16 protein-coding genes, 4 pseudogenes and 1 CRISPR repeat array are annotated in these 22,296 nt (G+C 52.2%); of the genes and pseudogenes, 17 read left to right on the top strand and 3 right to left on the bottom strand.

The annotated features are described in order from the left end of the window. The first annotated feature begins 168 nt into the window (after positions 1-168). The 7 genes and pseudogenes from galU to BJQ97_RS16070 all read left to right on the top strand — a co-directional run bounded on the left by galU (position 169) and on the right by BJQ97_RS16070 (position 5,990). Positions 169-1,056 (top strand): UTP--glucose-1-phosphate uridylyltransferase GalU, encoded by an 888-nt coding sequence (galU, locus tag BJQ97_RS16100; RefSeq protein ID WP_160157352.1) that lies wholly within the window; start codon positions 169-171, stop codon positions 1,054-1,056. Positions 1,057-1,318: 262 nt separating this feature from the next. Then, positions 1,319-2,632 (top strand): AAA family ATPase, encoded by a 1,314-nt coding sequence (locus BJQ97_RS16095; protein WP_160157351.1) that lies wholly within the window; start codon positions 1,319-1,321, stop codon positions 2,630-2,632. 2 nt (positions 2,633-2,634) lie between these two features. Beyond that, positions 2,635-3,066 (top strand): hypothetical protein, encoded by a 432-nt coding sequence (locus BJQ97_RS16090; RefSeq protein WP_160157350.1) that lies wholly within the window; start codon positions 2,635-2,637, stop codon positions 3,064-3,066. A 22-nt stretch (positions 3,067-3,088) separates the two neighbouring features. Then, a pseudogene (locus BJQ97_RS16085) lies at positions 3,089-3,437 on the top strand (DUF488 domain-containing protein). Next, positions 3,434-3,922, top strand: coding sequence for a macro domain-containing protein (locus tag BJQ97_RS16080; protein ID WP_160157349.1), 489 nt, complete (start codon positions 3,434-3,436; stop codon positions 3,920-3,922). The pseudogene BJQ97_RS16085 and the gene BJQ97_RS16080 overlap by 4 nt, the downstream one beginning before the upstream one ends. A gap of 275 nt (positions 3,923-4,197) precedes the next feature. Next, entirely contained in the window at positions 4,198-5,169 is a 972-nt protein-coding gene (locus tag BJQ97_RS16075; RefSeq protein ID WP_160157348.1) for an MTP-1 family protein, read from the top strand. Positions 5,170-5,426: 257 nt separating this feature from the next. Further along, a complete protein-coding gene (locus BJQ97_RS16070; protein WP_160157347.1) occupies positions 5,427-5,990 on the top strand; it encodes a Uma2 family endonuclease in 564 nt (187 codons plus the stop codon). Between the two features lie 226 nt (positions 5,991-6,216). Here the strand turns inward: BJQ97_RS16070 and BJQ97_RS16065 are convergent, their stop codons facing one another. After that, complete coding sequence (locus tag BJQ97_RS16065; RefSeq protein WP_160157346.1) at positions 6,217-8,979, bottom strand: DEAD/DEAH box helicase; 2,763 nt, start codon at positions 8,977-8,979, stop codon at positions 6,217-6,219. After that, positions 8,976-10,622 (bottom strand): SWIM zinc finger family protein, encoded by a 1,647-nt coding sequence (locus BJQ97_RS16060; RefSeq protein ID WP_160157345.1) that lies wholly within the window; start codon positions 10,620-10,622, stop codon positions 8,976-8,978. The genes BJQ97_RS16065 and BJQ97_RS16060 overlap by 4 nt, the downstream gene beginning before the upstream one ends. A 213-nt stretch (positions 10,623-10,835) precedes the next feature. Here BJQ97_RS16060 and BJQ97_RS16055 point away from each other — a divergent pair, with 213 nt between their 5' ends. Both BJQ97_RS16055 and BJQ97_RS16050 read left to right on the top strand, forming a co-directional pair. Next, positions 10,836-12,125 (top strand): SEC-C domain-containing protein, encoded by a 1,290-nt coding sequence (locus tag BJQ97_RS16055; protein WP_160157344.1) that lies wholly within the window; start codon positions 10,836-10,838, stop codon positions 12,123-12,125. A gap of 147 nt (positions 12,126-12,272) precedes the next feature. After that, the gene (locus tag BJQ97_RS16050) at positions 12,273-12,803 is read left to right on the top strand and encodes a hypothetical protein (protein WP_236567306.1); all 531 of its coding nucleotides are present in this window, start codon (positions 12,273-12,275) and stop codon (positions 12,801-12,803) included. 120 nt (positions 12,804-12,923) lie between these two features. On the opposite strand, the gene BJQ97_RS16045 is transcribed toward BJQ97_RS16050, so the two are convergent. After that, positions 12,924-13,640 (bottom strand): plasmid pRiA4b ORF-3 family protein, encoded by a 717-nt coding sequence (locus tag BJQ97_RS16045; protein WP_160157343.1) that lies wholly within the window; start codon positions 13,638-13,640, stop codon positions 12,924-12,926. Positions 13,641-13,944: 304 nt separating this feature from the next. Here BJQ97_RS16045 and BJQ97_RS16040 point away from each other — a divergent pair, with 304 nt between their 5' ends. The 8 genes and pseudogenes from BJQ97_RS16040 to BJQ97_RS16010 all read left to right on the top strand — a co-directional run bounded on the left by BJQ97_RS16040 (position 13,945) and on the right by BJQ97_RS16010 (position 22,147). Continuing rightward, positions 13,945-14,142, top strand: a complete 198-nt coding sequence (locus tag BJQ97_RS16040; RefSeq protein ID WP_160157342.1) for a hypothetical protein — start codon at positions 13,945-13,947, stop codon at positions 14,140-14,142. Between the two features lie 21 nt (positions 14,143-14,163). Beyond that, on the top strand, positions 14,164-15,504 hold the full coding sequence (locus BJQ97_RS16035; protein ID WP_160157341.1) for an N-acetylmuramoyl-L-alanine amidase family protein: 1,341 nt from the start codon (positions 14,164-14,166) through the stop codon (positions 15,502-15,504). A gap of 11 nt (positions 15,505-15,515) precedes the next feature. Continuing rightward, positions 15,516-15,695 (top strand): annotated as a pseudogene (locus BJQ97_RS16030) (branched-chain amino acid transport system II carrier protein); the annotation flags it as partial. Positions 15,696-15,882: 187 nt separating this feature from the next. Then, positions 15,883-17,232, top strand: coding sequence for a UDP-glucose dehydrogenase family protein (locus BJQ97_RS16025; RefSeq protein WP_160157340.1), 1,350 nt, complete (start codon positions 15,883-15,885; stop codon positions 17,230-17,232). Positions 17,233-17,536: 304 nt separating this feature from the next. Then, positions 17,537-19,310: direct repeats of the CRISPR family, unit length 30 nt; unit sequence GTTTTTATCGTACCTATGAGGGATTGAAAC. 5 nt (positions 19,311-19,315) lie between these two features. Then, positions 19,316-19,429 (top strand): annotated as a pseudogene (locus tag BJQ97_RS17780) (hypothetical protein); the annotation flags it as partial. 155 nt (positions 19,430-19,584) lie between these two features. Further along, the gene (locus tag BJQ97_RS17775) at positions 19,585-20,130 is read left to right on the top strand and encodes a DUF6431 domain-containing protein (protein WP_160157339.1); all 546 of its coding nucleotides are present in this window, start codon (positions 19,585-19,587) and stop codon (positions 20,128-20,130) included. 143 nt (positions 20,131-20,273) lie between these two features. Then, positions 20,274-21,354: pseudogene (locus tag BJQ97_RS16015) on the top strand (transposase). Continuing rightward, positions 21,347-22,147: an ExeA family protein gene (locus tag BJQ97_RS16010; protein WP_160157338.1), complete on the top strand. Its 801-nt coding sequence runs from the start codon at positions 21,347-21,349 to the stop codon at positions 22,145-22,147. Before BJQ97_RS16015 ends, BJQ97_RS16010 begins: the two are co-directional and overlap by 8 nt. Positions 22,148-22,296: the final 149 nt, after the last annotated feature.

Raw genomic sequence — 22,296 nt, 5'->3', positions numbered from 1 at the left:
TCGTTTCTTTTCCATTCAACAGGATTTGGTATAATAAAAACAACGCCGATACATGGGGCAAGTCGGCACTTGTTCATTTTGATGGCTGGTTCGCAACTGGGAAATCAACAACACTGGCCATGACTTGAAAGAACAGATGATCATTGGATAGAGGGGGAACCATGAGAGATGAAGAAAGTGCGCAAAGCGATCATTCCAGCAGCCGGGTTGGGGACGCGGTTTTTGCCGGCGACGAAGGCCATGCCGAAGGAGATGCTTCCGATCGTTGATAAGCCGACGATTCAATATATCGTCGAAGAAGCCATCGCCTCAGGCATTGAGGACATCATCATCGTCACCGGGAAAGGGAAACGGGCGATCGAGGACCATTTTGACTACGCGTTTGAGCTTGAACAGATGCTTAAGCAAAAAGGGAAGCTCGATCTGCTTGAGAAAGTGAAAGAGCCGTCGAAAGTTGACATCCACTACATTCGCCAAAAAGAGCCGAAAGGGCTGGGGCACGCCGTTTGGTGCGCGCGCAATTTCATTGGAGACGAGCCGTTTGCGGTGCTGTTGGGCGACGATATCGTCCAGGCGGAAAAGCCTTGTTTAAAACAGCTCATTGAGCAATATGAACAAACGTTCAGCTCGGTGATCGGCGTCAAGCGCGTGCCGGAGGAAGAAACGCATCGCTACGGGATCATCGACCCGCTCGAGCAGCAAGGACGCCGCTACCAAGTGCGCCGCTTTGTCGAAAAACCAGCCCCGGGCACAGCGCCGTCGAACTTGGCGATCGTCGGCCGCTACGTGTTGACGCCGGAAATTTTCGTGTTTTTAGAGAAACAGGAAGCAGGAGCAGGCGGGGAGATTCAGCTGACGGATGCGATCGGGCGGCTGAATGAAATTCAGCGCGTGTTTGCCTATGAATTTGAAGGAAAGCGGTACGATGTCGGCGAAAAGCTCGGCTTTATCGAAACGACGATTGAGTTTGCCTTGCAAAACGAGGAGCTGCGGGATGATTTGCTTTCATTTTTGGAGCGGGTGGTGGCCGAGGCGAAGGGATCAGCCAACAGCTAATTCAATAAGGAGTGGCTAGTGAAGATTGATTTGCAGGTTGTTTTGGGCAGTTGTATGTGGAGGAAAGCATGCTTGTTGAAATGTTGATTGTGGCCATATGGCTAAGCCTGCAAGAGTGGTGAAAAAACAGTCGTTCTCTGTAAATTGGTAGTTCTCAACCAGAGAAAAAACGGATTTTGCAAGGTTTCTCAAATTGAAAAAAGCTGTTATCAAGTCAAAATTTTCATTTAACCACTGGCTTTCTAGAGGGAGGAGGGTAGGTATGCCTCGCATCCGGATCGAGCATTTTGGTCCTGTCGAGCTGTTTGAGGAGGAGATTACCGATGTTACGATTTTGGTCGGCCCCCAAGCGAGCGGAAAAAGTACGATTAGTAAACTTATCTTCTTCTTCCAATCAATTCCTGATGAATGGGTAGATTATTTAATTTCATTCCGTCAAATGGAAGAAAATAACCCATTTTTTGAATTCAATAAACGTCTTCGGAGAAAGTTTGTTGGATACTTTGGCACGACAAAACATATGAAACCGTTTCATATTCGTTATGAGTATGGTGCTGGAAAGTTTGTTCTCCTTGATTTAAAAGACGGTTATGTACAAATCCACTTTAGCGATTCGTTGAAAAAGGATATTTTAGAAACCTTTAAACATATTGTTCAGATGAAAAAGGAAATGCAATACCAAGAACAACGGTTGGATGATTTTTGGAATGTCTCCTCTTGGAAAGCGCGCCAACAGAGTGTTTTGGAAACCGTGAAGACATCGATTGATGACGTGTTTGGCGATTCGAAAACATCCATTTTTATTCCTGCGGGGAGAAGTTTAGTTGCCACGTTATCTGATCAGTTGCAAGATATTAACTCGCAGCAACTCGATGTTTTAACAGAACAGTTCATCGAGCGGATTAATTTGTTAAAGAAGATGTTTTCGCATTCTCTGGAGGAGATTATTGAGGATCGAAAAAAATTTTCGACAGAGAAAATTGATTTTGAGGCGATCCGATTGGCCATCGGGATGATCGAAGATGTGATGAAAGGGAAGTACATGTTCTCTGACAATGGCGAAAGGATTTTTTTTAATGAAAAAGAGTATACAAAGCTGAAATTTTCATCTTCGGGTCAACAGGAAGTCGTTTGGATTTTGTTGCTTATATTCACAGTTATTTTGGAAAGACAGAAAGTTTTTATGGTAATTGAAGAACCCGAGGCGCACTTATATCCAAACGCGCAAAAAGAAATGGTTGCCTTGTTTGCGTTGCTGCTCAATGTGACGAATAGTACACTCGTGATTACGACTCACAGTCCATATATTTTGTCTGCTTTTAATATTTATTTATACGCTGCCAAAATCGGAAAAAAACTGGATCGACGTGGGGATCCGATTGTAGACCGAAGGTTGCGTCTTTCTCCAGAGAGGGTAAAGGCCTATATTCTTAAGAGTGAGGGGGGGAGATTTTGCTATCGAAGCATTATCGATGATGAATTGCAGTTAATTCAAGCTGAGGCGATCGATGAAGCATCATCTTCTATCAACCGTGTGCTGGATGAGCTTATGGAGGCGGAGGAAGAGGGAAAATAAACATGGCCATTGCAGAGTGGGAACATTGTTTGCAATACTGTGATCATCGAAGGTTGGCTGTCGTTGAAGAAAATGGGAGGGGAGTCCGTTTCGTCAACAAGCAGCAAAAGCACGTCGCTTTGTACCGTGTGGATGATTGTTTGCTCATGGAGGGAAAGCGTTGTGATTTCCTATTTTTAGTATTAGAAGAAAGCCGAGCGTTTTTTGTCGAGTTAAAAGGGTCTGATCTCGAGGAAGCTGTGCGACAAATAACGCGAACGGTTGAACAATTAGGCAAGAAGTTGTCTGGATATCGGTTTGAAGGACGAATTATCACGACGCGTGTGAGGACGCCTGCTGTAAAATCGACCTATAGGATCAAGCTGGAAAAAATGTTGAGGAGAACGGGCGGTTCGTTAGTGGTGAAAGTGAACTGGGACGAGGTAGAGGTGTAAAGGAAAGTAGGGAAACGGACCTGTGTTCCAAACAAAGCGAATCTATATTCCAGCGGAACGGGATGACGGCATTCGCATTCTCGTCGACCGCCTTTGGCCGTGGTGTCAAAGGTCGAAGCGTGCCTTGACCGCTGGTGAAAGAGACTGCCCTCCAGCAATGGTTTGGCCATCGGCCAGAGCGGTTTGCCGAGTTTGCGAGAACGTATGAACAGGAGCTGGCGACTGTTACGACGAAGCAAGCGCTCATTACGGAGCTGCTTTCGCTTTCCGGAACGGTGACGCTGTTGTATGCCGCCAAAGACGAGCAGCATAACCATGCCGTCGTTCTTAAGGAGTTTTTGCGCAAAACCGCTAAGGAGGGGTTCGGATGATTCGTGCCATGGTCGGCGATTTGACGAAAGTCGAAGGGGTCGAGTACATTTGCAATGCCGCCAACGGCATCGGGCCGATGGGCGGCGGGGTGGCGGCGGCGATCCGCCGGGCGGGGGGACGCGTGATTGAGGACGAGGCGATCCGCGTCTGCCAGGCGCAAGACCCACAGCCAGGCGACTTGTATGTGACGGGGGCAGGCTCGCTGCCGTTTCGCGGGGTGATTCATTTAGTGACGATGAAGCAGCCGGCCGGGGAGACATCCTATGAGATTGTCCGCCTGTGTCTTGAGCAGCTTGTCTCGTACTGCCGAGAGCACGGGATCAAGAAGGTGGCGCTGCCGGCGTTGGGGACAGGTGTCGGGGGCCTTGACAAAGAAAAAGTGGCGCGGTTGTTTGTCGAGGTGCTCGGGCCGGTCGAGGACGTGGAGTTTGTGGTCGTGGATATTGATCAAGCATTCATCGATTTTGTCCAACAGCGCCAATAAAGGGAGAAAAAGGGCCTTGACGTCGGTTGGCCCTTCTTTTTTTGGAAATGAATAACGTGTTTCTTTCTTTCTCATATCATATTATAATAGGAACACACGAATGAATGAGTTTCATTGACTTCCTGATCCGGCTGACGGGAGGTGGCAACGTCTTTGTTGTCCGAATGACGAAGCCGGTGTGAAGAGGAAGTGGGGTTTCCTGTTCGAACCGCGACCAGGAAAAACGGCCAAAAATGCTCGTGTAGGCGTTTTTGGCGCCATCCGGAGGGATGATCATGTTATTCCAATCGCCAACATTAAAGACATGTCAAGTATTAGTCGATGAATTCCGCCTGGCCCCACAGCCGTTTGAGCCGGAAAAACTTCGTTTTGCAGGTGTAGGGGGCCGAGACGTTTATAATATTTCCGCACCGTTTGAGGATGAGGGAGAATGGGTGATCGCTGGGCGCGTCGAGTCGCGCGACAGCGAGCAGTCGGAAGTGTACTTTTTTGTCGAGCGCGACGGTGTTTGGGTCCCTCGTGAAGGGGCGCCGGTGTTCGCCTTGCAAGACCCGTTCGTGTCGCGGATTCACGGCCAGCTTGTGTTTGGCGGCGTGGAGACGTTTCCGCATCCGGTGTTTGTTGGCGAGCATAGCTGGAGAACGGTCTTTTACCGCGGGCCTAACATTCGCCGCTTAGAAAAGTTCGCCGAAGGGCCGGGCGGAATGAAAGACATCCGCCTGGTTGAGTTGAAAGATGGCTCGATCGGCGTTTTCACCCGACCGCAAGGGGAAAAAGGCGGCCGCGGGAAAATCGGTTTCACCCGCATTTTTTCGCTTGATGAGTTGACGCCAGAAGTGATCGAGGCAGCGCCGATTCTTGATGCCCAATTTACGGATGAAGAATGGGGCGGCGTGAACGAGGCGCATTTGCTTTCAAACGGGCTTGTCGGGGCGCTCGGCCATATCGCTTGCTTTGACGAGCAAGGCAACCGCCATTACTACCCGATGGTGTTCGTGTTGAATCCAGAGACGATGGAGCGTTCTGAGCTGGAATTGCTTGCGCTTCGCTCCCACTTTTTAGACGGGCCGGCGAAACGGCCGGATTTGGCGAACGTTGTCTTCAGCGGGGGGCTCGTCCGCAAAGGCGACGGCACCGCTGAGCTGTACGCCGGCGTCGGCGATGCCGAAGCGCAAAAAATTTCGCTCATCGACCCGTTTGTGAAATACGAAGCGCAAGAGCTCGATCGGATGTATGCTTCCGTTTAGCGAACAGGATCGGTGCGACAGACCTTCTCTTGATGAGGAAGGTTGGCGGCCGATCCTTTTTCACATTTGGCCGGCCATGTTTCTTGCCTTGTGCGAAGGACTTCGGTTTGACCTGAACATCACCTGTTCGTAGGGGTAGGGCAGAGCGGTAATCGGAGTTGCGTTGCTTTTTTAGGGGAAACGATTTTTCTCCTCCATTGCTCCCTCACGAAGCCATCCGGTATACTGAGAAAAAAGGGGATGGGGAGGGGCTTTCTTTGTCTTTGCCGCTTGCTTCTGGTGTGTCGTATGAGCGCTATTGGGTCCTGCGTGAACAAAGCGATGATCGTTTAGAGTATATTGATGGGGCCGTGTATATGACCCCGTCGCCAAGCGTTCGGCATCAGCTCATCTCGAGCCGGCTTCATTTTCAGTTCAGTTTGTTTTTTCGAGGAAAGCCGTGCTATGTGTTGGCGGCGCCGCTTGATGTGGAGCTTGTTGATGAACAAACAGGGGAACGAAATGTGGTCGTTCCCGACTTGACGGTCATTGGCGGCGAAAAAGGGTTGGATGGAACGAAGTATATTGGGGTTCCACCGCTGATCGTCGAGATTTTAAGTCCGTTGAACCAGGCGCACGATCTTGTCACAAAGTTCAATTTGTACATGGCGTGCGGCGTTCATGAATATTGGATTGTCAATCCGATGAAGCAGGCTGTGACGGTGTATGTGCTCAATGAGGAACGGCTATATGAGCAGGCGGATGTTCAAGTGAAAACGGGAACGGTTCGCTCTGTTTATTTTTCGGGGCTTGAGGTCGACATGGCTGAATTGTTTCGTTGACAAGATGCCGAGAGGATGGCTTGAAAGCGAACAGCGTGGGATTGTTCCCACGCTGTTTTGGTGTCCAACGGGATCGGGGCGACGTTCATCGCCCGCGTGATGTCCCTTTACGGTTGCTTTTGCCGCTTTTCCCGCTCTTTCAGCTTTTCTTCCATTCGTTTCAGCAATTTCTCCCACGGATTTTCCATCGGTTTTTTCTTCCGTTTTGGTTTTTCTTCCGCCATGCTCAAGCGCCTCCTTTCGCCGCCGCGGATAAGGCGAGCAAGTCGCGCAGTTCGTCATCGGACAATTCCGTAATCCACGCCTCGCCTTCGGTGATGATGTCAGCGAGCGCTTGCTTTTGTTCGAGCATCTCGTCGATTTTTTCCTCGATCGTCCCTGTCGCAATCAGTTTATGGACATGGACGAATTTCGTCTGTCCGATGCGGTAGGCGCGGTCGGTCGCTTGGTTTTCCACAGCCGGGTTCCACCAGCGGTCGAAATGGATGACGTGGTTGGCGGCTGTCAAGTTGAGCCCGGTGCCGCCTGCTTTGAGCGATAAAAGGAAAATCGGCGCCTTGCGTTCTTGAAACTCCTCGACCATCCGGTCGCGCGTTTGTTTGGGGACGCCGCCGTGCAAAAACAACACCGGTTCGTCAAACAAGTCGGAAAGCAGCTCTTGGATCATCTCGCCCATCCGCACGTATTGGGTGAAGATGAGGCACGACTCGTCGTTGGTGCGGATTTGTTCGATGAGTTCGATGAGCTTTTCGAGCTTGTGCGACCGTTCGACGAGCTGGCGTGGATGGCGCTCTTTTAAATAGAGGGCGGGATGGTCGCAAATTTGTTTGATGCCGTTTAACATCTGCAAAATCAATCCGCGCCGCGCAAACGGACTGGCTTCTTTAGCCCGTTCAAGCGTGTCGTTGACAAGCTGCTCGTACAAAGCCGCCTGTTCGGCTGTGAGCGGGCAATATTCTTTTTGTTCGATTTTGTCCGGCAAGTTGAGGGCGACGGCTTCATCCGTTTTCGTCCGCCGCAGCAAAAACGGGCGGATGAGCGCCTGCAGCGCCGCTTTTTTGCGGGCATTCCCTTCTCTTTCGATCGGTCCGGCAAAGCGGCGCTCAAATTCCGCTTGGCTGCCGAGATAGCCTGGGTTGAGAAAGTGGAAGATGCTCCAAAGTTCGCCGAGCCGGTTCTCAACCGGCGTGCCGGACAAGGCGATTTTATGGTTTCCATGCAGGCGGCGGATGGCGCGCGCTTGTTTCGTTTGCGCGTTTTTGATGTTTTGCGCTTCATCAAGGCAAATCGTATGCCAGTGCATCTGTTTTAAATCGTCATGATCCAAATGAGCAAGGTTGTAAGACGTCATGACGAGATCGGCCTCGCCTGCCGTTTGCGCGAACGCTTCGTTTTTCGCCCGGTTCGGTCCGTGGTGGACATAGATGCGCAAGTCTGGGGTAAAGCGGGCGCATTCCTTTTGCCAGTTGCCGATCACGCTTGTCGGGCAGATGAGAAGCGCCGGTGTGTTCGGACGTTCCGTTTCCTTTACATAGGTCAAATAGGCAAGGAGTTGCACCGTTTTGCCAAGCCCCATGTCATCGGCCAAGCAAGCGCCAAAGCCAAAGCGGCGCAAAAAGACGAGCCAGTCGACGCCGCGCTGCTGATATGGGCGGAGCGTGCCGCGAAACGACGGCGGCACGGCGACGGCGGGAAGTTCGTCGATGTTTTGCAGCTGTTGGACGAACGCCCGAAACTGATGGTGCACATCAATGCGAATGGCGATCTCATCTTCTCCCGCCTCATCGTGTCCATCCGCTTCGGTGAGCAGCGTCTGGGCGACGAGTTCGTGGATCGGCACCCCTTCTTTTTTCGCCTTTTCCATGAGCGCCTGCGCGCGGCGGACAAGAGCGGGATCGAGAATGAGCCATTGGCCGCGCAGGCGGATGAGGCGCCGCTTTTGTTCCGCCAGAGCGGCAAACTCCTCTTCCGTCAGCTCAATGCCGTTGGTCGCGATGCGCCAATCGAAGTCAGTCAGGCGCTCAAGGCCAAACAGCGATTCCGCGTTGACGGAAGGCGCCAGCTTCGCTTTGATCGACAGCTGTGCCTGGCGGATGTCGTGCCACCAGTCAGGGAGCAACAGGCGCACGCCTGCTTCTGTAAGCTTTAAGCTTTCTTCGGATAAAAAGCGCCACGCTTGTTCGTCGGACAGTTCATGAAGCAAAGAATCATTTTCATCGCCAAGCCACGGCACGATCGCGCGGATGCGGCGGATGGCGCGGGCGACCGATGATTCATACGGCCGCCAAGCGCGCGGAATGTCGCGTGCGGAGGCGATGACGCTGTCATCGATGGCCATCAGCACGGGCTCAAGCGTCCATACGTCGCTGTCCTCGGGCGGTTCGACGAGTCGAAGCCCGACGACAAACGGCGGCCGGTCGCCGAGCCAGCCGATTTGTTCGAGCCAGTCGTCTTCCGTTCCGTTCCATTGGTCGCCACGGGATGTGATCAACGGATACGTTCGGACGATTTCTTCCCAAATGCCGCGAAGCTCCGGGTCGCGTGAGAGCCAGTCGGCGACCGCAAGCGACCGCCATGTGGCGACGAACGGATCGGGATCATCGTCCGAGCCGCGCCAGCGGGTGCTTTTTGCTTCACTCCATGCGCCGCCTGTGCTTTTCCAAAGGGAAGCGTCTGGAAGGAAGCGGCGTTCCTTCAACCCATTCCAAATGTGTCTCGCCCACTCTTCCAAGCGGGCGGTGAACTCGTCTGCCCATTCAATGGCGGAAAAGCGCGAGTGCGGACGCAACGCGAACAGGGTGAGCGCCTGCCACGGGGACAGCCGCACGATGTCGTGCTCGACATCGATCATGGTGCCGTAAAACGTTTCTTCGTGCCAGGCAAATAAAGGCGAAACCCATGATGAGGGATGGGTGGAACCCGAGAGTTCGAAACATCGAATCTCTTCATTCCATCTGCAGGAAATCTGAATCGTCGCCAATGCCTTCATGGAAGCAATTTTCCTTTCTTCAATTCTTCATGAAACGCGCGCAGGCGCGTTGTTTTGGAGAGCAGTTGTTCGAAATAGGCTTCCCATTGATCGAGCCGCTTCATCGAGCGGTAATGAGTCCGCAGCGTTTTCAAGTGGCGGACCGCCCTTTGGTAGCTCGCCCGGTTTTTTTCTTCGAGCCGCTTCGTCACGGCCCGATGATACAGCGGCATCACCAGTTCCGCTCCGCGGGCTTGCAATGTTTTGAGCAGCTGCGGATGCAATTCATCGGCGGTGATGTTCGTCCATAAGAACAGGTCAACGACTTCCCGATAGCGTCCTTGCCGATACAAAAAATTCGTATAATAGTTGACGCTGTACGGCAGGCTTCGCTGCAAAAAGTCTTCCCATGCATCCGGACGGTTTCGTTGACGGGCATACATTTCAAACAAATGAACCGCTTCGTCCAAAAAACTGCCCCGAATGAGGTGAGGCAAGTGAGAAAGGTAAAGAGGCCAATCGTCCTTCCCCTTTTCCCAAACGGCTTCAAAGCGCTTCACGAGGCCGTTTTGGATGAACCGTCCGATCCATTCAATCAAAAACAGACCTGCTTGTTCGGGGAACGAGCGGTAAAGCGCCATCGCTTCGTCATCTTCGCCAAGAAGGAAAGAAAGGTGGGCCGCCGCCATGGCGGCGCGGGTGTTGCCTTGTTCATGGGCGAGCCGAAGGAGTTCGGCCCGTTCTTCCTGCCGCCATGGGGGCTTGGTGAACAACAACTCCCACGCGGTTGTGTAAAAGTCATAGCCGAACGATGACAGCGCCCCGTCCAAAAACAATAGATCACGCACGTACGGAATTGTCTGTTCGATCAATGCGTTGAGCGACCGCGGCAGTGATTTGGCAGACAATTGTTCTAGGGAGTCAAAGGCGCGGTCGGCGACATGGTTGACGTCCTGCTGCCAGGAAAACTGCCCGTAAGAGGCGAATCCGCCTTCATTCCAACCTTGAGCCTCCCCGTACTGCCGAAGCTTCTCCAATAAAAAGAGAGCGGCATGAAGCTCCCGCAGCGGGCGGGCGCCGGCTTGCTTCCCTTCGTTTTTGCCCAGCTTCGGGAGGAGCTGGAAGGCCAAACGGTACGGCCAGTTTTGGCCGTTTTGATGGCGCGAGAAAAAGTCTTGATACTGTTTCTCAAATTGGTTCCACCAATCTTCGACGGTTTCATTTGGAGTGATGGAAAGGGCAGTCGGTTTCCCCACCCTTTTTTGAGCGAGCGGGTCCTGCTCATTAGCAGCGGGCGCCTCTTTGCGCAACGCTTGGATTTGGCCTTTTTTCCACAGGCGGAACAGCTCGCCGCTGTCGAACACATTGCCGTATATGTAAAAAAACAGCGCCAAAATGTGCGGACACAACCCTTCTGTCCCGCATGGACAGCGATGGCGGCGGGTGATGTTGGCTAAGTCGAGCATGACCTCATGGGGGGTGATGTCAGAAACGACCCCTTCCACTTCGTGGCTGTTGATGACCATGACGTTATAGACCAACCCGTTTCTTGACAAGTCGCGCCCTTTTTGAATGAGATGATGGAAAATAGAAAACGGCAATTCTTTCAGCAATTCGCCAGCCGCCTGTTGCAAAAGCGGTTTGGAAATGGTCGTTTGCAGCATGTCGGTTCGTCCTTTCCGTTCATTTCCCTATCATTTAATTATAGCATGTCGAAATGAAGAACGCTATGCGATTCCCGTTGGAAGCGGCCTGTCTTCTGCATTTGTTGCTGGGAATGTGTAGGTAGAAAAGCTGACGATGATATATCTTCTAACAATGATGGTATAATGGAAATAGGCAAAGCCTAAGTTTAAGAGAAAGCAGGTGCATCGAATATGGCGGCAGTGCCGCGAAACGAACCATGTCCGTGCGGAAGCGGAAAAAAGTACAAGCATTGTTGTGGGAAAAAAGAAGCGGTGTCGATTGCGTCGTTGATTGACCGCGAGTTGATCGAATGCATGAATGATATGCGTCAGTTTGTCTTGCAACGATATGAGAGGGAAGTGGAAGAACTTTTGGGCCAGTTCCCGCTTGAAGAGATGCCGGAGGAACTCGAGCTTGGCGTGCAGATCATGGCGGTGAACTGGATGTTGTTCTGTTGGCCGCTTGATGAAACAGGGCAAACGATCTTTTCCGCTTACCGGAAAAGCCGTCATTGGGAGCGATGGCGCCCAGCCGTTCAAGCTCACATCGAGCGGTGGGAAGGAGCCGTTCCGTCGTTTGGCGAGTTCATCGGCTATGATGACAAAAATCGCCCCGTTGTCCGGGATTTGTTGACGGAAGAGGAAAGAAACATCCATTTATTGGCTTCTTATCAATGGCCGAACGTGATCGAAAAAGGGGATGTGGTGTTCAGCTTCCTTGTCCCGTACCAGGAAGTGTTCACGTATTTCACGGCGGTGTTTCCGTTCCCAGCATCAGGGAAAGAGCGATTGCTTCGGGCGATTCAAAAAGAAGCGGAGAGGAGCGGCCAGTCGGCGGCTTCATGGATGCGTGATCAGTTTGTCGACGTGTTTTCCGCCATGTTGCTGGAGTGGCTGTGGCAGTTTGTCAAACAGTTCAAATGGGATGATCCGAAACAAGCCGACGTCATTCGCGAGCTGGATGAAAACGAGCCGGAGGCGCCAGCGGCGCTGCTCAGCCAAGCGTTCGCCATATGGGCGCTCTATTGCGGAAAAACGTCCCGCCTTCCTTATTCTGTTCCCGTCTACGCGGCGGCGCTCCGCCATGTGGCTGGGCATTTGATGAAGGCGGAAGGATCGGATGTGGAAGACATCGCCGATCGGTATGACGTGATGCCGCAAGATGTGCGGTCGGCGGCGTTGGAGTTTTTCCTAATGGCTGTCGATGATGAAGACGACGAGGAATGGCTCGATGACTGGGAGGAAGACTGGTTCGAAGAGGACAGGGATGAGCTCGATGCGCGCATCGATGAATGGATCGATGACATGGATCTTATGTTGATGCGTGAAGGATGGGACGAGAAGCGAGTCAACCGCCATATTGACCGGGCCATCCGTTCGTGGCGGAAAGAAGGGCTGCTTGAGGGAGTAAATGAAAAAGAATTGCGCGAGGAGCTCCGTGATTTGGCGTGGGAGATGTTCACCGATCGGGGATTCATCTAAAAGGCTGGTGAAAAGCAACCATTTGATGTGCGGCATTGATCGATGTTTTGAAGTCGTTTTCATCGTGGGGGCGTAGGAGAAGAAGATTGGAAACAATGCATCGTCGAGCAAATCCCTACAAGATGGAATTCGCTTCCATGGGGAGCAGTGAGCCAAGCGCTTGATATGCTTCCTGAGCTGGCCGGATGGCTGGACCGCCGTTATGGAACGAAGCATCGAAAAGCCGTTTGCGCCGTTTTGGAAGATGTCAGAAGCGAATTGGAACATTGTTTTGCTTTGCTGGATGAATGGGGAACGGAGAGAGGCGAGGCTAATGAGAAACTGGCGGTTTGGCAACTTGCGCATTCGTTTGGCTTGCCCGTTCCTCTTTCCGTTGATTTCTCCTTTTTCCGCGTCAAGTACGTAGAGCGGGGGAAAGCGGTGCTTGATTGGCTTGTCCATAATCGAACGGTGACATGGGATGTTCCGGAACGAGCAGAGCCACATCTTTTGCCAGATATGTATATAGTAGCCGTGGTGGATCGCAACGGCAAGGTGAGCGATCTTGCCCGCGCGTACCCGCCGGCTTTCTCTCCGTACTTGGAGCCGTGGCTTCAAGCGCTGAAAGAGCGCCGGACAAGATGGAGAAAGAACTGTCCGCGCTTCAAGAGCGAGTGCGTGCATCGGCGGCTCGTTTGATCCGCCGGCCGTAGGCGTCCCAGATGAATGCAGAAGCGGCCCCTGCCCGCTTGACGGGACAGGGGCCGCTTTAGAGTGTTGCGGTCGTCTCTCATCCCACGGTTTCAGCCGCGTGGAGTGTCAAAATTGGATATAGGCCAGCCGCTTGTTGGCTTCCTCGACGTCAAAGGCATTCGGGTCGAAATCGTCGCCTTTCATTTCGTACATCCAGTCGAGCCGTTCGCGCAGTTCTGGGTCGGCAAGGGAATCTTTGTTTGCGGCTGACTCGAGCAGTTCCAGATAGCCATAGACGCCGCCGCAATCCTCGGGAGGGCACGCCCGTTTTCCTTTCAGGCAAGTGGCGCGTTCTAGCGGTTTCGGGAGCGTCTCGATCTTTTCGACGGTGATGGTGTGGCGCCAGTAGTCGCCAAAATCGTACGTGTACTGAAATTTTTGTTTTTCTTTCTTGAGCCATTGTTCGAGCGTGGTGCGGCGCGCGTCTTCGAACATTTTCCCAAATCCGTAAAAGTCCCAGTCATCGGGAATGCCGATGACGATATCGCCGAATTCGAATTCATATAAATGCGCTTGCTCCCATCCCATCGCTTCTTGGATGACCAAATGAAGCTGGTCAAACGTGGCGTGCCCGGGCACAAGGACGCGGCGCCAGATGGGCGGACGGATGCCGTTTAATGAAATTTTCAGCTGGTAGGCGGTTTTGGAGCGGCGCGGTTTCTTCGACGGTGAACTTTTGCTTTTTGTCGCTTCCACCCAACGACCGCGTGGGCGGGCAGGCTCCGTTGAACTGAGCTTCGTCATCAGTTCATCAATCAAATCCATGAGTTTTTTTTCTTCCATGAACATCGTTCTCCTTTTCGGTTTGTTTTTGTATACTTATAGTTTAACCCGTTTTTTCAAAAATCAAAATAATTGAAGCATCACGATCGCGGTCATCTTGCCTCCGGCTATTATGTATCGGAATGAGCCAGTCGGTTTTTTAGAAGGCCGGTGAAAAACGGCCGCCTCGTGCTAATTGGCTTCGTTTCATTCAAAATGAAAGTCGGTTTTGCAAGAGTTTCTCTAATTGAGAAAGAACGCGAATCGATAGTTTTTCCCTCACCAGTCCTTCAGAAGGGAACGATCGGGCAACGGTTGGAAATGGATGCATGCCGTATTGGTGCCTTGCCCCATCGCCGGCATTGGCGCATCGTTTTGTCCGCTGTCGCACGAGGGGGGATTGTGCGGAAATGGGGCGTTCATTGTCGGTTTGTGGATGTCGGCGGCGCCCGTTCTGTCGAGCGGTTTTCGCGTCCTTCAGACAGGAAATGGCCGATTGCGCGCGAACCATATAGTAGAATGAGAGAACGGGGAGGGAGCGCGCATGAGGCGGGGAGGATGGCTCGCCGCATCGTTTTGTCTGCTTTGCTTGCTTGCACTCCTTTGGCCGTCGGGAGCGAAAGGGGAAAATGGCACGAAAGAAACGAAGCGCTTGGCGGTCGTGATGGCGGATCGCGTCAACGTCCGCCAAGGACCGGGGGTGCCGTATCGGCCGATGGCGAACGTCCGCCGCGGCGAAGTATACCGGGTGGTGGATGTGAAAGACGGCTGGGTGGAAATTGAATGGGAGAACAATCGGACCGGGTGGATGGCCGAGCCGTACGTCGCCTTCGTGCAAAGAGCCGAGGTGGTGCAAGAAGATCGGCTCCGCCTGCGGCAGGAGCCGGGTGCGAACACCCGCATTCTCGGCCATTTGACGCAAGGGGAGACGGTGTGGGTAATTGGTGAAGAAGACGGATGGAAAAAAGTGGTGGCGGAAGATGCCGTCGGTTGGGTCGCCGCCTCGTATTTGGCGCCAGCTGAGGATCGCTCTGTTTCACAGCCGGAAGGAGTGGTGGACGCCGATTCGCTCAACGTGCGGGCGGCGCCGTCATTGCACGCAGAACGGATCGGGCGTCTGTTGCGCGGCGATCGCGTCAAGATTGTTGAAACAAAACAAGACTGGCATAAGATCATCGCTCGTTCGGGCCTGGCCGGCTGGGTGGCGGCTGATTACATTGGCGTGGAAAGTGAAAAGGCCGCCGAAAATCAAGAAGGGGCGGTGGACGCCTCCGTTCCGCCTTCTGTTATTCGCCCTAGCGGCCCGCAAAGCTACGTGAGCCGCTGGACGCCAGGCCCCGTTCAACCGTTGGCTGGAAAAACGATTGTTCTTGACGCCGGGCATGGGGGCAAAGACAGCGGGGCGCAAAGCGTCGATGGCATCAAGGAAAAGGAATTGACGTTGGAAACCGTCAAGCTCTTGAAAAACAAGCTGCAGTCGTACGGCGCCCGCGTCGTGTTGACGAGGGATGGCGATGATTATGTGCCGCTGCCGGCGCGCGTTGCCGCCGCGCGCTTGTATCAGGCGGACGCGTTTATCAGCCTGCATTACGACAGCGCCGCTGACCGGCAGGCGAGCGGCATCACGGTCTACTATTACGACCGGTTGGCGGATTATAGGTTGGCCCAGTCGTTCGAACAGCCGTTTTCGCAATTCGTCCTGCTTCCGTTCCGCGGCGTTGCGTTTGGCGACTATTATGTGCTGCGGGAGAACGAGCGGCCATCCGTGCTGCTCGAGCTCGGCTATTTAAGCAACCCGTCCGATGCCGGGACCGTTGCGGGCGATGGCTATCGGGAAGCGGTGACGACGGCAATGGTTCATGCCATGCTTCGGTATTTTGAATGAGGTTCTGTTTCGCGGCGGCGGCGTTTGCCAAAGATGGCCTTCGTTCGCTTGGGGACGCTGTTCATCCGCTGTTTAGCTTTTGCTTTTCTCTTGCCGTCTATTTGGCGATCGGGCCGTTTTTTGGCATTCCAAGAGCGGCGAGCGTCGCTTATGAAATCGGAGCGAAGCCTTTTTTCGCTGATGGCGGCGCGGCGCTCGGCAAGGCTTTGGATCGAACATTGGCCAACAAACGGAAGCATGCGGCGTAAATCAACCGGGAGGCGAGGGTCTCCCGGTTTTCGCTTTTAGACGGACAGAAACGGTGAAATTTGTGGGGCGATTCGCTATAATGAGGACAAGCGACGATATCCGCAAAGGATCGAAAAGGTGTGATGAACGGTGAAAATCTCGATCGCCGGGGCGGGGTATGTGGGGCTGGTGACCGCCGCCTGTCTGGCTGATAAAGGCCATGATGTCATATGCGTGGACGTGGATGAGGAAAAAATTCGCTTGTTAAATAAAGGGATCGTTCCGATTTATGAGCCGGGACTTGAACCGCTCATCGAACGAAACAGCGCCCGCCTTCGCTTTACGACCAACGATGTGGAAGCGTATCAGCAGGCGGAAGTGATTATGATCGCCGTCGGCACCCCGCCGCTTCCGGACGGCTCGGTCAAGCTCGATGACGTATGGGAAACGCTCCGCCGCATCGCGGCGTCGGCCGAACGAGACTGCCTTGTGGCCATCAAATCGACCGTGCCGGTTGGCACCAGTGATGAGGCTGCGCGCTTTTTGGCGGAACGCGGACGCAGCGGGGTTCAGTTTGATGTCGTTTCCAATCCGGAGTTTCTCTCACAAGGAACAGCCGTGCGCGACACGCTGCAGGCGACGCGCATCGTGTTGGGGGTGGAATCGGAGCGCGCCGAGCGGGTGATGAAGGACCTGTACGCCCCGTTTGCGCTCCCGTACGTCGTGACGGATCGAAGAAGCGCAGAGATGATTAAATACGCCGCCAATGTGTTTTTGGCGCTGAAAATTTCCTACATCAACGAGATCGCCAACGTCTGTGAATTGGTCGGCGCTGATGTTCAGGCAGTGGCGGAAGGAATCGGCATGGATCCGCGCATCGGCCTCCGCTTTTTGCGCGCCGGCGTCGGGTACGGGGGTTCATGCCTGCCGAAAGATGCGAACGCCCTTTATTCATTGGCGGCTTCCTACGGCTATTCGCTCAAAACCGTGTGGGCGGCGATGGATGTCAATGAGAAACAAAAGTGGAAGCTCCTTGATAAAGCGCGTCCGTATATCAGAGATTTTCGCAACCGGACTGTTGCCGTCCTTGGCGCCGCATTCAAACCTGGCACGGACGATGTGCGCGAATCGCCAGCATTGGCGAACATCGAACGGCTGATCGCCGAAGGAGCGAACGTGCGCGTCTGGGACCCCGCCGCCCTCCGCCATGTCGCCCGCCGCTTCGGTGACGCGGTTGTGTGTTGCGAGACGATCGAGGACGCCGTTCGCGGCGCGGACGTTTGCCTGATTTTTACCGAGTGGCCGGCCGTCTTGCAATTTGATCTTTACCGCTACAAGACGCTCATGAAAACGCCGATTGTGGTGGATGGGCGGAACTGTTATGAACCGAAGGCAGCCCAAGCCGCCGGCTTGATCTATGAGTCGATCGGGCGGCCAGCCGGCTTGGGTGTGCGAGCGGAGGGTGGGGTTGTTAATGTTCAGCGGCAGCCGTATCGGTGAGGAATCGGCCGTGATTTGCTTCATCCTTTATCGGAGACTAGCGTTGTGAAAAGAATTGTAAGCAAGGCTGTTACATGGCATCGATGGACATGGACAATCCGGGCCAAGATACAGAGGATAAGCGATTCATCCATAATGTCGTCGACCCCCAATCGTGCTAAAATCCCGGGGGATCGACGACAATTATTTGATGCGCTTGAACCTTACAGCCATCGAGGAAAAAAGGAATTGACAGAATTTTTGGGACGTGATATTCTAAAAACAGCCCAAGCTCAGAAAGCTTGATATAACAAGCTTTTTTGGGGTTTTTATCGTACCTATGAGGGATTGAAACGCCATTTCTTAGAAAGGGCTAAGAATATTATCTTCAGTTTTTATCGTACCTATGAGGGATTGAAACCGAACAAGAACATGCTGTACACGGAATTCCAATAAATCGTTTTTATCGTACCTATGAGGGATTGAAACAAAAAAAATCAAAAAAATATGTTGACAGCAAAAAAGCGGTTTTTATCGTACCTATGAGGGATTGAAACTTTAACACCAAACAATAAGGGGAAGTTTAAGAAGGAGTTTTTATCGTACCTATGAGGGATTGAAACATAACCAACTCCGTATCTTTGCAAACAGGGCACTCATGTTTTTATCGTACCTATGAGGGATTGAAACCCCGTTTTCCCCTAAAATGGATGTTTCTCCCCTGTAACCGGTTTTTATCGTACCTATGAGGGATTGAAACGCCCAATGTCCATGACATCTGCGTTAATTCGCAAACAGTTTTTATCGTACCTATGAGGGATTGAAACACCGTTTCTGATTCTACGGAAAGAATCTTCATATTAAAGTTTTTATCGTACCTATGAGGGATTGAAACTCTTATGATGGGGTTTCGGCGGAGTCAACCCCGATCGTTTTTATCGTACCTATGAGGGATTGAAACTTGGGCGACACCGGGAAGAACTTATTGAATTGCACCAGTTTTTATCGTACCTATGAGGGATTGAAACCATTAGAACCGTCACTGACGAATACGTCGTACTTGTTTTTATCGTACCTATGAGGGATTGAAACGATGACCTACGAGATAAACGACATAGAAATTACAAGGTTTTTATCGTACCTATGAGGGATTGAAACCTTTGTCAGTTCTTTTTGGCATGCATTACAAGCTAAGTTTTTATCGTACCTATGAGGGATTGAAACACGCGGACGCGGGGGAATCCTGTCTCTATCGCTCGGACAGTTTTTATCGTACCTATGAGGGATTGAAACTGCGCCCACTTCCTCCCCTGCCTGCCGCTGGGATGATTGTTTTTATCGTACCTATGAGGGATTGAAACATTTGACTAGGATTCGGTCATCCGCTTTTTTATCCGGTTTTTATCGTACCTATGAGGGATTGAAACAAGTTTCACATAATCATCCTATTACGCTGTTTTATAAGTTTTTATCGTACCTATGAGGGATTGAAACCGTCCACTGCGGGCGAGAAATCACGCATCCGCAGAGCGTTTTTATCGTAGCTATGAGGGATTGAAACTAGTCGCGAGCGTCAAGATCTCCATATTCTTCATAAAGGTTTTTATCGTACCTATGAGGGATTGAAACTGATAGACTTGCAAGCGGTTGAGATACTGCGACGAGCGTTTTTATCGTACCTATGAGGGATTGAAACCTACAAAGCGTTTTGTAGTGTAGTATAGTAGCAATTGTTTTTATCGTACCTATGAGGGATTGAAACTAGGTAAAACACTGCGTCGATGACATTGTAGATCCCGTTTTTATCGTACCTATGAGGGATTGAAACATGCTATGTCTTGCTTGAATGGATGTCTTTTCAATCGGAGTTTTTATCGTACCTATGAGGGATTGAAACTTTCAAAACTGAAGAAATGGAAGAGCCGATTGGTTTTGAAGTTTTTATCGTACCTATGAGGGATTGAAACTAGCGAACCGGACGCGTGCCTGTTTCGAGGCGAGCCGGTTTTTATCGTACCTATGAGGGATTGAAACCCATCCGAGAAGTAGAGATATCTACCGTCTTCGTAGTTTTTATCGTACCTATGAGGGATTGAAACCTGCTTATGCAACTTGGTGGATCCGTCAAGCTATCACTCGTGCCATTGCGGACCAAGCAAGAACGATTCGAATTCCAGTACATATGATTGAGACACTTGGGAAAATGAATCGAGTGCAATTGGTGTAAATTATCACTTTATTTCGGCACAAAAGAGCCATTTTTTGCACATTCCTTCAGAAAGCCCTCTCCCCTTTTCTGAAAGAATGTTCTAAATTTTTTTGTGAATTATTTCGGAAGAGAAAATCCATCGGTTCAGAGGAGGGGAGGAGGGCGTGATTCAATTTCATGACTTTGGCATTGACGTCCAAACGTATGCAGAGCGTGGAAAAGAAAACGACTTCCCTCTTCTGACACAGTGTCCGCATTGCCGGGCCACGCGCCCGTTGCACCGCCACGGTTACTATGAGCGAAACGCATTGACCCTACATGGTGATGATCGCATTTGGATTGTCCGGTACCGCTGTCGGGAATGTTTGAAGACGGTGAGTGTGCTGCCTTCCTTTCTCCTCCTGTATTTTCAGTATACGTTGTCCGCCATATGGCAAGTTGTGAAAGAACAGTTGGGATTGACCGAGGGAACGAACCAAGATCCGTTCCTCCCGACAAAGGACGGCATCATCTTTTATGTCCGACGGTTCTGCCGAAACCTATCAAACCTCCACAGCTTTTTGGCGAGGCGGTGGAGGATCATAGGCCCTATCGTGAAAAAAGAAAAGGAACGGGCTTCTTGGTGGATCCGGACGTTGGAGGAACACGGTCTCTATTCGGTCATCAGAGACATGTGGGAGGACGGATTCCGACACCCTTTTGCGAATTAAATGGGGTCCTGATTTTACATACATATCCTAAATTAGAAATGATTTAGGTTCCCACAAACCTTTCCGATCGACGGAGAAAAAGCAATTCGGTACAGGAGGACCGGAACGGTCCTGATTCCAAGTGAGACCAGGAGGAGATTCGAATGGATGAGTCGATGAGACACGACATTGCCCTGTTTCGGTACGGGCTAATCGCTCCGTTGGTGAATAGGCAGGTGGAACCGAAGACGTATCTGAAAGAGGTGAACGAGCGAGTGCACCATGTTCCCCACCAGGGCGACAAGCGAATCGCAGCCAAGACGATCCTCGATTGGTGCACCCGATACAAAAAAGGGGGCTTTGACGCCTTAAAGCCGAAGCGCCGTTCGGACCGCGGCCACTCAAGGCGTCTGTCGCCCGATGATGAGGATCATATTTTAGACCTAAGAAAAGAACATCCCACCATGCCCGTGACGGTATTCTACGAACGCCTGATCGTGCAGGGGGGAATCCCAGAAAACGTTTTTGATTGCCTATATCGATGACGGCTAGCGGTTGGTGCCGTACGCGCAGTTTTTCCCTTCGGAGAAGTTTGACGGGCTGCGGATCGTCACGAAGGAAGCGGTGCTTCGTTGCGGGAAGCCGAAACGCATTTACTCGGACAACGGGAAAATGGATCGGTCCGAGGTGCTGCAGTATGCGTGCGCCGAGATGGGGATTACACTCATCCACACCCAGCCGTATGACCCGCAAAGCAAGGGAAAAATCGAACGGTTCTTCCGCACCGTACAGACACGGTTTTATCCACTGTTGGAGCTGAATCCGCCGAAATCGCTTGACGAGTTGAACGAGCGTTTTTGGAAGTGGCTTGAAGAGGAGTATCATCGAAAACCGCACGCCTCACTGGACGGAAAAACGCCGCATGAGGTGTTTCAATCGCAAGTGCATCTCGTGTCGTTCATCGAAGATGGCGATTGGCTGGATGCGATTTTTCTGAAACGGGAGCACCGCAAGGTGAAAGCCGATGGCACGATCACCCTGAATAAACAGCTATACGAAGTGCCGCCTCGGTTCATTGGGCAATCGATTGAGCTCCGCTATGACGAACGAGGCGTCTATGTGTACGAAGATGGCAAACGGGTGGCGGAAGCCATTCGGGTGCGTTTGGAGGACAACGCCTATGTGAAGCGCCACCGGTCGCCGTTTGCGGCGGTTTCGGCGAAGGAGGGCGAACAGGATGTATAAAACGTTTTATTCCCTCTCGCGGGAGCCGTTTGCGAAAGAAACCGACCCGTCCGAGGCGTATCAAGGGGCGGCGTTTCAAGAAGCGTTGCGGGCGCTGGAGTACGTGAAGCGAACCCGGGGGATCGGGCTGTTGATCGGAGAGCCGGGGGCGGGCAAGACGTTCGCCCTTCGGGCGTGGAAGGAATCGTTGTCCCCTTCGTTGTATCATGTGGTCTACTTCCCGTTATCGACCGGAGGCGTGATGGATTTTTACCGTGGACTGGCCTTGGGATTAGGAGAGGAACCGAAGTACCGCAAGGTAGACCTCTTCCGCCAAATCCAGCAAGCGATCGAGCGTTTGTATCATGAACGACGGATTACGCCGGTGTTCATTTTGGACGAGATGCATTTCGCAAAGGATGCATTTTTACAGGACATCGCCATCTTGTTCAACTTTGAGATGGATTCGACCAACCCATTTGTCTTGATGTTGGCCGGGCTGCCCCATTTACAGGGGAAGCTGCGGCTCAATCAGCACCGCCCTCTCGATCAGCGGATCATCATGCGATACCGGATGGGGCCGCTGGAGAAGGAAGAGGTGGCGGGCTACATCGAGCATCGGATGAAACAGGCCGAGGCGAAGCATCCGATCTTCACTCCATCGGCGTTAGAGGCGATTGCCCTGCAGTCGCGGGGATGGCCTCGAGTGATCAATACGTTGGCCACGACGTGCCTGTTATACGGGGATCAGCTGAAAAAGGATGCCATTAACGAAGAAGTGGTGCGCATGGCCGCAGAGGAAATGGGGTATTAGCACGAAAGGGGCCGAATCGGCCTCTTTTGTGCTTTCTCTTTTCCATCGGTCCATCAGGCGCGCTGGAAATCTTCATCTGAAAGAGCGTGCAAACGTTCCGAAAGAATGTGCAAAATCCGGAACAATCCGCAAACATTTTGCACATTATT

This window comes from Geobacillus sp. TFV-3 (assembly GCF_009901865.1).
Classification (GTDB): Bacteria; Bacillota; Bacilli; order Bacillales; family Anoxybacillaceae; genus Geobacillus; species Geobacillus thermoleovorans_A.
This window is presented reverse-complemented; position numbering and strand designations above follow the sequence as displayed.

Excerpts from the sequence above, each read along its gene's own strand:
- galU (WP_160157352.1), top strand. The coding sequence starts at position 169 with ATGAAGAAAGTGCGCAAAGCGATCATTCCAGCAGCCGGGTTGGGGACG.
- BJQ97_RS16095 (WP_160157351.1), top strand. The coding sequence starts at position 1,319 with ATGCCTCGCATCCGGATCGAGCATTTTGGTCCTGTCGAGCTGTTTGAG.
- BJQ97_RS16090 (WP_160157350.1), top strand. The coding sequence starts at position 2,635 with ATGGCCATTGCAGAGTGGGAACATTGTTTGCAATACTGTGATCATCGA.
- BJQ97_RS16080 (WP_160157349.1), top strand. The coding sequence starts at position 3,434 with ATGATTCGTGCCATGGTCGGCGATTTGACGAAAGTCGAAGGGGTCGAG.
- BJQ97_RS16075 (WP_160157348.1), top strand. The coding sequence starts at position 4,198 with ATGTTATTCCAATCGCCAACATTAAAGACATGTCAAGTATTAGTCGAT.
- BJQ97_RS16065 (WP_160157346.1), bottom strand. The coding sequence starts at position 8,979 with ATGAAGGCATTGGCGACGATTCAGATTTCCTGCAGATGGAATGAAGAG.
- BJQ97_RS16060 (WP_160157345.1), bottom strand. The coding sequence starts at position 10,622 with ATGCTGCAAACGACCATTTCCAAACCGCTTTTGCAACAGGCGGCTGGC.
- BJQ97_RS16055 (WP_160157344.1), top strand. The coding sequence starts at position 10,836 with ATGGCGGCAGTGCCGCGAAACGAACCATGTCCGTGCGGAAGCGGAAAA.
- BJQ97_RS16045 (WP_160157343.1), bottom strand. The coding sequence starts at position 13,640 with ATGGAAGAAAAAAAACTCATGGATTTGATTGATGAACTGATGACGAAG.
- BJQ97_RS16040 (WP_160157342.1), top strand. The coding sequence starts at position 13,945 with ATGCATGCCGTATTGGTGCCTTGCCCCATCGCCGGCATTGGCGCATCG.
- BJQ97_RS16035 (WP_160157341.1), top strand. The coding sequence starts at position 14,164 with ATGAGGCGGGGAGGATGGCTCGCCGCATCGTTTTGTCTGCTTTGCTTG.
- BJQ97_RS16010 (WP_160157338.1), top strand. The coding sequence starts at position 21,347 with ATGTATAAAACGTTTTATTCCCTCTCGCGGGAGCCGTTTGCGAAAGAA.